This is a genomic window from Acidobacteriota bacterium, assembly GCA_038040445.1.
In the GTDB taxonomy this organism is placed as follows: Bacteria; Acidobacteriota; Blastocatellia; order UBA7656; family UBA7656; genus Onstottus_A; species Onstottus_A frigus.
This window is the reverse complement of the sequence record JBBPIG010000010.1, coordinates 153451-165865: the sequence shown is the minus strand read 5'-3', so window position 1 is coordinate 165865 and position 12415 is coordinate 153451. Positions and strand designations below refer to the sequence as shown.

11 protein-coding genes and 1 pseudogene are annotated in these 12415 nt (G+C 57.1%); 3 read left to right on the top strand and 9 right to left on the bottom strand.

Going from position 1 to position 12415, the window contains the following annotated elements; translation table 11 throughout:
* Nucleotides 1-60: 60 nt before the first annotated feature.
* The 4 genes and pseudogenes from AABO57_13355 to AABO57_13340 all read right to left on the bottom strand — a co-directional run bounded on the left by AABO57_13355 (nucleotide 61) and on the right by AABO57_13340 (nucleotide 2368).
* Nucleotides 61-306, bottom strand: coding sequence for a hypothetical protein (locus AABO57_13355; GenBank protein ID MEK6286720.1), 246 nt, complete (start codon nucleotides 304-306; stop codon nucleotides 61-63).
* Between the two features lie 255 nt (nucleotides 307-561).
* Entirely contained in the window at nucleotides 562-825 is a 264-nt protein-coding gene (locus AABO57_13350; protein MEK6286719.1) for a hypothetical protein, read from the bottom strand.
* A 71-nt stretch (nucleotides 826-896) separates the two neighbouring features.
* Nucleotides 897-1163 carry a UBP-type zinc finger domain-containing protein gene (locus AABO57_13345; GenBank protein ID MEK6286718.1) on the bottom strand — a complete coding sequence of 89 codons (267 nt, stop codon included), beginning with the start codon at nucleotides 1161-1163 and terminating at the stop codon, nucleotides 897-899.
* A gap of 184 nt (nucleotides 1164-1347) precedes the next feature.
* A pseudogene (locus AABO57_13340) lies at nucleotides 1348-2368 on the bottom strand (alcohol dehydrogenase).
* A 435-nt stretch (nucleotides 2369-2803) separates the two neighbouring features.
* Here AABO57_13340 and AABO57_13335 point away from each other — a divergent pair.
* The gene (locus AABO57_13335) at nucleotides 2804-3406 is read left to right on the top strand and encodes a UbiX family flavin prenyltransferase (GenBank protein ID MEK6286717.1); all 603 of its coding nucleotides are present in this window, start codon (nucleotides 2804-2806) and stop codon (nucleotides 3404-3406) included.
* 99 nt (nucleotides 3407-3505) lie between these two features.
* Nucleotides 3506-4186, top strand: coding sequence for a dienelactone hydrolase family protein (locus AABO57_13330; protein MEK6286716.1), 681 nt, complete (start codon nucleotides 3506-3508; stop codon nucleotides 4184-4186).
* A gap of 219 nt (nucleotides 4187-4405) precedes the next feature.
* On the opposite strand, the gene AABO57_13325 is transcribed toward AABO57_13330, so the two are convergent.
* The 5 genes from AABO57_13325 to AABO57_13305 form a co-directional block, all read right to left on the bottom strand.
* Entirely contained in the window at nucleotides 4406-5266 is an 861-nt protein-coding gene (locus AABO57_13325; protein MEK6286715.1) for a hypothetical protein, read from the bottom strand.
* 104 nt (nucleotides 5267-5370) lie between these two features.
* The gene (locus AABO57_13320) at nucleotides 5371-5826 is read right to left on the bottom strand and encodes a nucleoside deaminase (GenBank protein ID MEK6286714.1); all 456 of its coding nucleotides are present in this window, start codon (nucleotides 5824-5826) and stop codon (nucleotides 5371-5373) included.
* Between the two features lie 16 nt (nucleotides 5827-5842).
* Entirely contained in the window at nucleotides 5843-7282 is a 1440-nt protein-coding gene (locus AABO57_13315; GenBank protein MEK6286713.1) for an amidase, read from the bottom strand.
* A 97-nt stretch (nucleotides 7283-7379) separates the two neighbouring features.
* Nucleotides 7380-8180, bottom strand: coding sequence for an enoyl-CoA hydratase-related protein (locus AABO57_13310; protein ID MEK6286712.1), 801 nt, complete (start codon nucleotides 8178-8180; stop codon nucleotides 7380-7382).
* Nucleotides 8181-8231: 51 nt separating this feature from the next.
* Nucleotides 8232-9020 (bottom strand): enoyl-CoA hydratase, encoded by a 789-nt coding sequence (locus AABO57_13305; GenBank protein MEK6286711.1) that lies wholly within the window; start codon nucleotides 9018-9020, stop codon nucleotides 8232-8234.
* 218 nt (nucleotides 9021-9238) lie between these two features.
* On the opposite strand from AABO57_13305, the gene AABO57_13300 reads away from it, so the two are divergent.
* Nucleotides 9239-12415, top strand: coding sequence for a glycosyl hydrolase (locus tag AABO57_13300; GenBank protein ID MEK6286710.1), 3177 nt, complete (start codon nucleotides 9239-9241; stop codon nucleotides 12413-12415).

The window sequence follows — 12415 nt, the reverse complement described above, 5'->3', positions numbered from 1 at the left end:
CAGCAGATCCAAGAGCGGCCATTAGCCGGTCGCTTTTTTCGCTTGTGCCAATCTTGACACCTATTCGCGCGGCAGATGATTCTGCTTAGCCGAACCGCCACTCCTCTCAAGCCAGTACGCGACACCACCAAACGCGGCATACGAGAGTAGCGCGCTTACAGCGGCCGCTTTGTCAGAAGCCGGCGGCGGGCCAAAGAAGACCCATCCCTGGATCAGAAGCATGGCGAAGCCGAAGACAATCATGCTGTATCGGCGTCCCCCTAATAGTTTGCACGTCTTGATGTAGAGGAAGATTCCACTAAACATTAAACTGGCCTCAAGCCAGTACTCTGAAGACGCTGAATAACAGACCTGAGCCCACCTAATCTCGGGCGTCGTCGAGTTGATGATCAAGTTTCCTCCGCTGGCGTGTTGGCTCTCGACTCAACGGGCAGTCCGGCTTCCTGCCACGCCGCCGCCGAAAGTCCCAACACCCACCATCCGGCGAGCGCAATGAGGGCGGCGGTGAGCAGGGTTCCCGGCCCCAGTAACCGGAGCGCGAGCGTTGCGCGGCGTCGAACCTCAGCGATGTTTAGCGAAACAGCATCCGTAAAAAAGGACAAGCGCGAGACTCAAGATCGCGACTGCGCGCAATGTCGCGGAGTCCAGCGAGATGTTCAGCAGACGCAGACCGAACGGTCCGAGCGCCGCGCCTAGCGCGAGAAACACAGCGACCTGCGGTAGTCCGCTTCGATCAATCAAACCGGATAGCAGCGCGGATACGATGATCACGACGCCTATGATTGCGAGCGCGGCGGCGAACGATTCGGCGCTAAATGAATTCATCGAGAGCCAGTCTCCAGGAGAAAGGCCTGAGCGCGGAGGTGGATCTACACAAGCTGAGAATCGCAGGAAGATCAGTCCGCGAAAGCGTCATCCGGATAGCAGTACAACCAATTCTCTCCCGGCTCCGCCGAGGCAATCACCGGGTGCCCACTCGCTCGCGCATGGGCGCTGGCGTGGCGGTTCGGTGAGCTGTCGCAACACAGCGTCGTACCGCACTCCTGACACGTCCGCAGATGGACCCATCGTGCGCCGGTCTTTGCGCACTCCTCGCACTCCCTGGTTTTCGGACGTTTGACGGCTGTAATAGCGTCGATATGAGAACACGTTGCGTCTGACATGATTACCTCCCTTTCATTCGTGGAGCACTCTATGGACGAACGCGACCGCTAACTTGATCTTGGATTATTTTGGATTTTGGATTTGGGCAATGGAGAATTGAAAAGTCCAGAATCCAAAATCAAGAGGGGTCCAAAATCCAGAATCAAAAATCGAAAATCAAGAGTCAGGCCGCACCGCACCCTGCTACTGCCCGGTTGTGAGGACGACTCTAAACCGTGCCTTGCCGCTCATCATGCGCTCGTAGGCTTCGGCTGCGCGCTCCAGCGGATAGACTTCGGTCATCGCCCGCACACCGGTTAGCGTACTGAAGGAAAGCGTGTCCTGCGAGTCAATGGACGTACCGGAGTACCAGCCTGCGACCGACCGGCGACCTCCAAGGAGCGGACCCGCCGGCACTTCAAGCGGCTCATGAGGAGCGCCGAGGACAAGCAACTTGCCGTTGATGCCTAGACCACCCAACGCCGCGCTCATCGCTTCGGCGTTCGTCACGGTTGCGAGGATGACCTTGGCAGCCACCCATCTTGACGAGTTCCGCCGCCACATCCTGCGCCTGACTATCAATGTAATGGTGCGCGCCGAGTTGCCTGGCCAACGGCTCCTTGTCGCTACCTCGCGCGATGGCGATGGTCCTGAAACCCATCTTCGCGGCGAACTGAACACCCAGATGACCGGGACCACCCAGGCCCAGGACGGCGACAACATCATTGGGTCGGGCACCGCTGTTGCGAAGAGAGTTGAACGTGGTGACCCCCGCGCACACGAGCGGCCCCGCCTCTACGGCGGAAAGCTCTTCGGGGAGTAGCGCCAGCGCGCTTGAGTGCGCGACCATGTAGTCGGCGTAGCCTCCATCGTAAGTTATGCCGGTCATCTGGCCCCACTGGCAGGCAAAAAATCACTGCGGCGGGCAGGGCTCGCAGTGCCCGCAATATCCTCCGTGCCAACCGACTCCCACCCGCTGGCCCACGATGCAGCCGACGACGCCGGCGCCGACCTCATCAACAATTCCGGCGACTTCATGTCCCGGAACTCGCGGGTACTGAATACCCGGGAGGATACCCTCCTTGGTCAGCGAATCGCTATGGCAGATGCCACACGCCTCGACCTTGATGCGTACCCACCCGGCAGCAGGCTCCGGAATTTCTCGTTCGACAAGTTCAAAGGCACCATTCGGTTGACTAACCTGCACGACGCGCATCTTCGACATGAGTTCCTCCTGTCACAATCCTATGTGGGCCCCTTCTATCAGACCGTTAGTCTGTTCTCCTCTCAGCAACCGTTGAGCTTGGCGCGCGTACAATATATCTTCGGAAGTAACATCTTGTCTCCTCTCCAAGCTGTTTCAGGTTTGCCTCGTATGACCCACCCGACGCCCGTTGAGATATATCGCGCCAACTACTTGAACGCTGCTTGGACAACTGAACATCTTGGAAGCAGCGCGAACCGAAAAAGAGTCTTTGCCGGAAAGTGCTCGTGACCCGCGATGGAAAGCTTTCTACCCTGGCGGCTTTGGGAATACTATTAAAGATCAGGACGACCGCGGCGACGCCGATACGTGCAACACGCGAGCCGGTATGAGGCGATGGCGAACCGCAGTGAGGGAGCTTCTGAAAGAAGTGACTGAAACCGAGGGTCTTTCTAAATGATCGAGAATACAGGCGAGAAACTTGTTGTTGGCATCAGCGGAGCGACCGGCACGATTTTTGGAGTGAGGCTTCTGCAGATGCTTCAGGGTTCAGGCATTGAGACGCATCTGGTGATGAGCAAGTGGGGGATCCGCACACTCCTACACGAGACTCCCTACACCGTGGAAGAAGTGCAACAGATGGCGAGTTGCTACTATCCCGGCGGCGATCAGGGCGCGGCAATTTCGAGCGGGTCGTTTCTGACCAAAGGTATGGTTGTAGCCCCATGCAGCATGAGGACGCTTGCGGCGATCGCGCACGGGCACGGTGACAACCTGCTTCATCGCGCCGCGGACGTGATCCTCAAAGAGCGCCGCAGGCTCGTGCTTGTAGTGCGCGAAACGCCGATCAATGACATTCACCTGGAGAACATGCTGAAACTCTCGCGGATGGGCGTAGTCATAATCCCGCCAGTGCCTGCTTTTTACAATCACCCTCGCACGATTGACGACATCATCAATCACATCGTTGTGCGAATTCTGGATCAGTTCGAGATTCATCTCGATGCAGCGAACCGGTGGGATGGAGTCATGATAACCGGGGGACGGTTTGAAGAGTGAAGGAGCAGCTGAAGTCTATGTTGCGTGCGGGCGAGTTGAACAGCTAGACGTGGTGAACTAAACTCGGCTGCTCCTTAACATACAATCAAGGGAGGTCTTATGGCAGGACAAATGGTTGAGTTCTCGAGCAACGGAGGAACTGCCAGCGGCTATCTGGCGGCGCCTGAGTCGGGCAAAGGACCGGGGGTGATCGTGATTCAAGAATGGTGGGGCCTGGTTCCACATATCAAAGACGTGTGCGATCGCTTCGCAGCCGAAGGCTTCGTGGCGCTAGCGCCAGATCTCTATCACGGCAAGTCGGCCACCTCGCCAGACGAAGCGGGCAAGCTGATGATGGCCCTGCGCATCGATGAAGCCGAAAAAGACCTGCGGGGCGCTGCTCAGTTCTTACTCAATCGCGGCGCCACTACTGGCAATAAAGTCGGCACCGTCGGTTTCTGCATGGGCGGAGCGCTGTCTCTTTACGCGGCTACCAAGAATTCGCAAGTTGGGGCGTGCGTGATTTTCTATGGCGGACACCCGAACGTAAAGCCGGACCTGGCGAACCTTCAAGCGCCAGTGCTCGGACTCTACGCGGGGCGCGATGGCTTCGTAACGCCGGAATCGGTGCGCGAATTGGAGCGTCAGTTAAAAGCGCTCGGCAAATCAGCCGAAATTCATATCTACCCGGATGCCGATCACGGGTTTTTTAACGATACGCGGCCGGAAGTCTACAATGAAGAAGCAGCTAAGGACGCGTGGCGGCGAGTGCCGAAGTTCTTTTCGCAGCACTTGAGCTAAGTCTTATAGCGGCTAGGCGAAGCTGTTCTTGGCGGCCCAGTTTTATTTCTACTTCGGTGACAGATCTCGTTCAATCAGACGGGTAGAAAGTCTCCAGCCCGCCTTCGGGTCCTCTCCGTCCGACCCAACTTGCATGATTCTCGCCTTCGATGGGTGTACTCCTGAATCTTATTCACCTCGGCTGTTTCGGTGGAGAGGCGCGTCTGTTGTATTGAACAGTTAAGCGCCTGTTGGATTTAGTGCCGTTCTTATTAAGGCTAGTACATCATCCTTACCGTTTAGTTTCGGCAGTCCTACATTTTTCGAGCATTTGTTCACTTTTGACAAATTAAGATGGCAGGCCTGAAGAATCTTCCGTTTCGCATATCTCGCAAGCCCTGCATTTGCATTAGCAAAATCTATTCGAAGAAAGAGTCTTTCATACTGCATGTATAACGCCATCAAATAGACATAGGGCAGGAAGACAATCGTAAAGAGTGCTGGTAATAAAAAATCCCTTAGCGTCTTATCAAGGGTAGCAAAGTTTTGCAAATCAACAGAGAGCTCTCGGAATGTGAAAACAATAAGCACAAGGCCGAAAAGGCCTAAAGCATAATCGAGGACAATCCTTACGTTCTTGTATTCTGGTTTCGATTTTGCAACCAAGTTCAGCAGTACAATGAAAGTGACAATCGGCACTAATACTAATTCAAGGACGAGGTTGAAAGAATACAGATTGACAATAAACTCAAGTATCAAAACCAATTTGAGGTTATCCAAAATAGCGTTTCTAAAAAAACTCTCATCTCCAACGACTTTATTCAAACCTAAGAACGTTGCAAAGGCACCTACCGTCCAAAGAATCGTATCTTTCAATGCCGATGTATCCCAAAACCCTATTCTTTTGAAAACCAGAACCATTAGAAGGACGTAGAGTAGCATTATTGCGAGGGGTACAATAATTGTTTTGACAAAGAATGCCTTTAAAATGCCAAAAAAAGAATGTCTAACAGAACTAATGGATAGTGCCCAAAGGAAGAGAAGAGACAGCCATATTACTACTGCTATTTCACGATTGTTTAGTATGCGGATGATTTCCATATCTCCATTAGCGAACAACTTCTCTTGATCTACTCAGAACCACGTCAACAGACGTATCTGGCTTGGCCTACATGACAATAAGATATCAGATGCATGGGATCTAACTAATATTCACCGATGTCTTCGTTCCAAACCGCTGAATGCTCGGCGATGTAACCGGCCAACAAATCCGCGCACTCCTGTGATGCCAGGTCTATGACCTCGACGCCGCTGTCTCGAAGCCAGTCGATTCCACCCTGAAAATTGACCGACTCGCCGACTACAACCATCCCGATGTTGAATTGCCGGATCAGCCCGCTGCAATACCAGCAAGGCGCGAGCGTCGTCACCATTATCTTGTCCCGGTAGGTGCGTTGCCGGCCAGCCTTTCGAAAAGCGTCGGTCTCGCCATGCACCGATGGATCATTATCTTGAACTCGGCGGTTGTGGCCTCGCCCGAGGAGATTGCCTTCGCGATCGAAGAGCGCCGCGCCGATTGGAATGCCGCCTTCAGTGAGTCCTTGACGCGCCTCTTCGATCGCCACTTGAAGCAGCGAGTGATAATCAACGGTCCGTGTCATAGCCCCTGCCTGGGAATTATTGAGCGGCGCTCACTGGCGGACGGCGATTCGCCCACGCGCGCGCCGTTTCAAGCTGAGCCGCCAACCGGAACAGCATCGCTTCATCGCCGAAGCGTCCGGCGAAGTGAGTTCCAACCGGCAAGCCTTGATCATTCCAGAATAGCGGCACCGACATCGCCGGCTGACCAGTCATATTACATACAGGAGTGAACGGAACGAACTGCACCGCCCTGGCCATGCCTGCCATCGGGTTCTCGGGCGGTGAGTCGAAGCTGCCAAGCGGTAGCGGCGGTTCTCCAAGGGTCGGCGTCAGCCACACATCGTAGTCGAGCATGAAACGGGCGACGTCGCGCGACGCTGCCTGGATCCAATTGAGAGCCATCATATATCCTGAGCCGGTTTGCTTGAGCCCCATCTGATAAAGCGCCCACGTTCCCGGCTCGAAATGTTCCGGCGAGGGTTGCCGCCCCAACGCGTGGGCCGCACCGTCGATAGTCCACGTGCAGCCGGCCGACCACACAGTCATGAACATCGGAGCCATCAGCTCGCCATCCAGCTTGGGAGACGCCTCCACAACCTCGTGGCCGAGATCGCTACACAGCCTGGCGGCGTCATTGACCGCGCTGACGCAGTCGGGATGGATTGCTACTCCACTTGGCGCGGCGGTCGTAAACGCAATGCGCAGCTTGCCGGGATCGGCGCCGGCTTCTTTGAGGAACGGTCGAGCGGGAGGCGGCGCCCAGTAAGGATCTCCGACGTCAGGCCCGGCGGTCGCGTCGAGCAGCGCCGCGCTGTCTCGCACCGATCGCGTGAGCGCGTGCTCGGCTACGAGGCCGCTGAACATATCCCCGAAATCAGGACCGAGCGGATTGCGTGCTCGGGTTGGTTTCAGACCAAAAAGCCCGCAGCACGACGCAGGAATGCGAATCGATCCGCCGCCGTCGTTGCCGTGAGCGAACGGAACAAGGCCCGCCGCCACGGCAGCAGCCGAGCCTCCGCTCGAGCCGCCGGTCGCGCGCGTCGTGTCCCAGGGATTCCGGCTCGGGCCAAACAACGCGGGCTCGGTCGTCGGCATGATTCCGTATTCGGGCGTGTTGGTTTTGCCGACGACGACCAACCCGGCGCGCTTGTAGCGAGCGACCAACTCGGAGTCGTGAGTGGGAACGAAGTCGCGCAAGAACGCCGAGCCCGAAGTCATTCGCACACCCGCGTAAGCAGCCAGCAGATCTTTGAGCAGAAACGGAACTCCGGTGAACGGCCCGACCGGCAGTTCGCCGTTCGCTGCCGCGCGCGCTTCATCAAACATCGGCGTGACCACCGCGTTGATTGTGGGATTGACGCGTTCGATTCGCTCGATGGCCGCATCGACGAGTTCGATGGGCTTCACTTCCTTCTTGCGGACCAATTCTGCCTGAGCAGTTGCGTCCAGCACTGCCAGCTCTCTAGATAGTGACACGTTCGTTCCTCCCTAAGGGTTCGTGTTAAGTCTCTTTGCGGCTTTGCGACTTTGCGTGAGAAGAGGTTCGCGCAAAGCCGCAAAGGACGCAAAGACATTAGCGTCCTTTGAAATTCGGTTTCCGCTTCTCGTGAAAAGCGGCCGTCCCTTCCTTCACGTCCTCGCAGTAGTTGGTCACCATCACCGAAAGCGCGGCGTCTTCAAGGGCGTTCTCTAAATCCATGGTCTGTTGCTTGTACATCATTCGCTTCGCCATGCGTATCGCTATGGGCGGACCATCCGCGAGAGCTTCAGCCCATCGGCGAGCGGCCGGCAACAATTCCGCGTCGGGTACAACCTCGGTCACCAGTCCCAACTCTCTCGCCTTGTTGGCGGGATAGACTTCAGAGAAGAGCGACATCTTCAGCGCGTTCTGCAAGCCCAGGTGTTTCGGAAACAGATACGCGCCGCCTTCATCCGGAATCAACGCGAACTTGAGGCTGGTATCGCCAAGCTTCGCGCTCTCAGCGGCAATGCGAAAATCGCAACACAGAGCGAGCGTGAGTCCACCCGCGACCGCGGCGCCGTTTACGGCGGCAATGGTCGGCTTATCGAACCGCCGGAGAAGGATCACCAGTCGATGCATGTTCTCTCGCATCTCGAGCATCGCTTCCATGCGGTGCCCTCGATAGCGCGCGGGGTATTGGAAATCGCGGCTTATGTCGCCTCCCGAGCAGAAGCCTCGTCCCGCGCCGGTGATGATGACCGCTCGCACTTCGTCGTCGTCGCGGGCATCACAGAGCGCGGAGATTATCTCGTGGACCATGACTTCCGAGTAAGCGTTCAGCTTAGCGGGCCGATTCAAGGTTATCGTTGCGACTCGATTCTCTTTTGAATAGATGATCTCGCGAAAGTCCATGTGAACTCCCTTCCGGAATAGGACCCGTAGGACGAATCGGACATATCATCGTCACCGCCCGGTAAACTTCGGCTCGCGCTTTTCCATAAACGCTCGAACGCCTTCCTTGTGATCTTCAGTCATCGAGCAGCGCATGTGAGTTTCGGCTTCGCGATCGAGCAGCGTCCTGAAATCTACACTGGGAGCCAGATTCACGTTCGCTTTCATATACCGGTAACTTGTCAGCGGCCCGCGCGCGATGCGAGACGCGATGCCGCCTACCTCAGAGGCCAGGCTCTCGCCGGGCACAACTCGATTGACCAATCCAAGCCTATGAGCTTCTGCGGCATCGATCATGTCTCCCAGAAAGAACAACTCCTTCGCTTTGGGTCCGCCCACGTATTGAGCCAGCAGCCACGTCGTTCCGAAATCGCCGCCGTATCCGACCTTCGCATAAGCAGTACCGAATCGCGCCTGCTCCGACGCGATGCGAAGATCGCAAGCGAGACAAACTCCAAGCCCCGCTCCCATCGCGAAGCCGTTGACCGCGGCGATCGTGACCTTGGGCATGTTGTACAGCAGCCAGCTAAGCTCTTGCATCTGCCGGAGCCGGTCGATCTTTTGTTCGAGAGTCTCAGTGTCATCCTGAGCCATTGTCGAAACGTCACCGCCCGCGCAAAACGCCCGGCCCGCGCCGGTGACTACAATGCAGCCTATCTCGGCGTCGCCGCTCCAACTCTTCAAAGTGTCTATGGACCCGGCGATCAAGTCCATGCTCAGCGCGTTGAGCTTGTCGGGCCGGTTGAAAGTCAGCCTGCCAACTTTGTCTGATACCTCGGTGAGAATAACTTCGTCAGCCATGTTGTCCTTTCGTGAGGTCGTTTGATAGGGGCTGGATTATATCAAAAAGGCGCGTCGTTGCTAGGTTGATCAGGGTCGAGTAAAGCTCTTCGAACCACGCGCTGCCATCTCGCGCGATGTCGCATGCAGTGAGGTTGCATGCGCATGGGAACAGCGTTATCGTTCAGCCCGCGAACAGCCCGCTACGCGGGCTCGAATCATAACTGGAGGGATTCAGAATGCAACGCATCGTGAAGCGCGCGCTTTTTGGAGTGAGGTTGGCCGTAGCAATCGCAGCGATATTGCCGGGCGACGTTCGCGCCCAATCATCCGCCGCTGATGCAGCGAAGAAGAACTACGATTCTTCGCTGTTCAACGCGCTGCGGTGGCGGAGCATCGGTCCTGTTCGCGGCGGCCGTTCGATCGCCTGCGCTGGAAGCACCAGCCGGCCCTTCGAATACTACTTCGGCGCGGTCGGCGGCGGCTTGTGGAAGACCGGCGATGGTGGCGTCACCTGGAAGCCGGTCACCGACGGGCAGATAAAAAGCTCATCGATTGGCGCGGTCGCGGTAAGCGAATCCAATCCTGATGTGGTCTATATCGGCATGGGTGAGGTCCAACTGCGCGGCAACATCATGCAGGGTGATGGCGTCTACAAATCAGTCGACGCGGGCAAGACGTGGACCCACGTTGGACTCGCGGACACCCACGCTATCTCCCGCATTCGAGTTCATCCCGCCAACGCCGATCTTGTCTATGCCTGTGCGCTGGGTCATCCGTATGGACCCAACGAACAGCGAGGCGTGTTTCGCTCGAAGGACGGAGGCAAGACCTGGCAGAAGGTCTTGTTCCGCAGCAATCATTCGGGCGCTGTTGACCTTTGCTTCGATCCGCAAGATCCGCAGGTGATGTTCGCCGCCATCTGGGACGCCTATCGCACGCCGTGGAGTCTGTCGAGCGGCGGACCTGAAAGCGGTCTATTCAAATCAACCGACGGCGGCGATACCTGGGCCGAGATCACCCGCAACACCGGTCTGCCCCAAGGCGTCGTCGGCAAGATCGGCGTCAGCGTTTCGGGAGCCGACGGTAAGCGCGTCTACGCGATTGTCGAGGCAGAAGACGGCGGCGTCTTTGTATCCGACGACTCGGCCGCGACCTGGAAGAAAATCAGCGAAGACCGCCGCTTGCGGCAACGCGCGTTCTACTACTCACGGCTGTACGCCGATCCAAAAGTGCGCGACACGGTCTACGTGCTCAACACCGGCTTCTACAAATCGACTGACGGAGGCAAGACCTACAAAACGATTCGCGTGCCGCACGGAGACAATCACGACTTGTGGATCGCGTCCAACGACCCCCAGCGCATGATCAACAGCAACGATGGGGGCGGTAACGTGTCGATCAACGGCGGCGAGACCTGGACCGGGCAGAACTATCCCACGGCGCAGCTCTATCGCGTCGCGACCACCAGGGATTTCCCTTATCACGTCTGTGGCGCGCAGCAGGATAACTCGACGGTCTGTGTATCCAGCGAAGCCGGCGGACGCGGCAGGACGCCAAGCGTGATGTACGCAGTTGGCGGGGGCGAGAGCGGCTACATCGCGCCCCATCCGAAGAACCCGAATTTGTTTTATGCGGGAAGTCAGGGCGCTCTGCTGACCCGGTTCGATCGATCGACCGGACACACCCGCGACATCCAGGTCTATCCGCTTTTCTTCTCCGGCATGCCCGCAAGCGCGCTGAAGGAGCGTTGGCAGTGGACGTTCCCGATAGTCTTCTCGCCGCACGATTCGAACGTGCTCTACACCTCGTCGCAGCATCTGTGGAAGACCACCAACGACGGCCAGAGCTGGGAGCGGATCAGCCCGGATCTCACTCGCGCTGATCCGAAAACGCTCGGCGATTCGGGCGGGCCGATCACCAAAGATCAGAATGGGCCGGAGATCTACGGCACAATTTTCACCCTCGCTCCGTCGCGTCTGGAGGCCAACACGATATGGACCGGCTCGGATGATGGGCTGGCTTACATCACGCGGGACGGGGGCAAGAAGTGGGACAAGATAACGCCGCCGGATCTCCCGGAGTTCAGCCGCATCAGCTTGATCGAAGCGTCGCCTCACAAACCGGGAACGGCTTATCTCGCCGCGAAGCGATATCAGTTGGATGACCGCGCGCCGTATATCTTCAAGACCGATGACTACGGCAAGACGTGGAAAAAGATCGTCAACGGCATCCGTCCAGACGACTACGTTCACGCAGTGCGAGAAGACCCGAAGCGGCCGGGGTTGCTGTATGCCGGCGCCGAACACGGCATCTATGTTTCGTTCGATGACGGAGCGAACTGGCAATCGCTGTCTTTGAACTTGCCTGACACGCAAGTGCCCGATCTGGTTGTTGAAGAGAACGATCTGGTGATCGCGACTCACGGCAGATCGTTTTACGTTCTCGACGACATCGGCGTGCTGAGACAGCTAACCCCGGAGCTCGCAAGCGCCGCCGTTCATCTCTTCCAACCGCGCATTCAGATCAGATCGGTAAATCAGGCAGCGATCGATTACTATCTAAACCAGCCTGCCGACAAAGTCACCCTCGAGATTCTCGACGGTAAGGGGGCGGTGATTCGCAGTTACACGGGCTCGGCCGACGAAGACAAGCGACGACCCGCAGCAGGTGCAGAAGAAGCCGAGTTTGGGGGTCCGCCCGCGCCTCGCGCGCCCGGGCGAAAAGCCGGAACGAATCGCTTCACGTGGGACATGCGCTATCCGGGCGCGACGGTGTTTGAAGGAATGATCTTGTGGAGCGCTCGCGCTGAGGCGGGACCGCTAGCGCCTCCGGGGGCTTATCAGGTCCGCTTGACGGCTAACGGTCAGACTCAGACTCAAACGTTTGCGATCAAAAGGGACCCTCGTCTTAACAACGTGACCGACGCCGATCTCGCCGAGCAATTCAGTCTCGCGATCAAGGTGCGCGACAAAACAAGCGAAGCGAATGAGATGGTCATTCTGATCCGCGAGATCAAAAAGCAAATCAAGGATCGCGCGGAAAAGGCAAAAGATCAGACAGTGTCAGACGCTGGCGAGGTGCTGGCGAAGAAGCTCAGCGCGGTTGAAGAAGAGGTGTATCAAGTACGGAATCAAAGCAATCAGGACCCGTTGAACTTTCCGATCAAGCTCAACAATCAGATCGCAGCGTTGCGGCGAAGCATCGAGACCGGTGACGGACGGCCGACCGCTCAGTCATACGTGGTGTTCAAAGAGTTGTCCGCGCAGTTGGACGCTTTGCACGCGAAGTTGAACGCAACCCTCAAGAGTGATCTGGCGCAGTTGAACAAGGTGCTTGCGGGTCGGAAGCTGGATCTGATTCGGGCGGAGGAGAATAAGGCTACGTCAGCGGACAGCAATCCCAAGATGAAGTAG